The following is a 1,287-nucleotide window of genomic DNA, read 5'->3' as shown; positions in this document are numbered from 1 at the left end:
ACACACCCCTCCCCACCTACCCCTTCCAACACCAACGCTACTGGCCGAAGCCGGTCACAGCAGTCGCGGCCGCCGTGGATCTCACGCCCGCCGAGGAGGAGGAAGAGGAGCACGAGGGCGCGTCCGGTACGCCGATGACCGGACGCGTGCTGGACGTCGTACTCAACGAGTGCGCGCGGGTGCTCGGGCACACCTCCGCAGCTGACGTGTCACCGCAGGCCACCTTCAAGGACCTCGGCTTCGACTCCTTCGCCGGCACCGAGTTGTGCAAGCGCCTGTCGGCGATGCTGGGGCGCCGGGTGCCGGTCAACTCGACGTACGACCACCCGAGTCCGGCCGAGCTCGCCGCGTTCCTGGAAGAGAAGCGGGGCTCGGTGGTGCCCGCCGTCGCTCGTGGCGGCGCGGCGGCGGCGGACGACGAGCCGATCGTGATCGTCGGGATGGCGTGCCGTTTCCCGGGAGGCGTGCGGGGGCCGGAGGATCTGTGGCAGTTGCTGGTCGAGGAGCGGGACGCCATCGGCGACTTCCCCTCCGACCGGGGCTGGAACAGCGAGGACCTGTACGACCCCGATCCGGCCAACCCCGGTACCTCGTACGTCCGTCGGGGCGGGTTCCTCGACGACATCGCCGGGTTCGACGCCGCCCTCTTCGGTATCGCGCCGCGCGAGGCGCTGGCGATGGACCCGCACCAGCGGCTCCTGCTGGAAACCGCCTGGGAGGCGTTCGAGCGGACCGGCATCGATCCCGGTTCGCTGCGCGGCAGTCGTACCGGCGTGTTCGTGGGGACGAACGAGCAGGACTACGCCACCTACACCACTACCGCTCCGGCACAGGGCAGCGAGGGCCTGCTGCTCACCGGGCACGCGGCGAGCGTGGCCTCCGGCCGCCTGTCGTACGTGTTCGGGTTGGAGGGTCCGGCGCTGACCGTCGACACCGCGTGCTCCTCGTCGCTGGTCGCCCTGCACCTGGCCGTCCAGTCGCTGCGCGCCGGCGAGTGCGACCTTGCCGTGGCGGGCGGCGCCACCGTCATGTCGACGCCGGGCATGTTCCTCGAGTTCTCCCGGCAGGGCGGCTTGTCGGCGGACGGACGGTGCAAGGCGTTCGACGAGTCGGCGGACGGCACCGGCTGGTCGGAGGGGGTGGGCACGGTGCTGGTGGAGCGGCTCTCCGACGCCCGCCGCAACAACCACCCCGTCCTCGCCCTCATCCGCGGCACCGCCATCAACCAGGACGGCGCCTCCAACGGCCTCACCGCACCCAACGGCCGCTCCCAGGCCCGCCTCATCC

General features: G+C 71.6%; 1 protein-coding gene. It reads left to right on the top strand.

All coding sequences use genetic code 11. The features are described 5' to 3' along the window. Positions 1–1,287 (top strand): acyl carrier protein (locus AC13HU_RS37340; RefSeq protein WP_483046446.1); only part of this gene is annotated, 1,287 nt, incomplete at both ends.

The organism is Streptomyces sp. NH27 (assembly GCF_056859195.1).
This window is presented reverse-complemented; position numbering and strand designations above follow the sequence as displayed.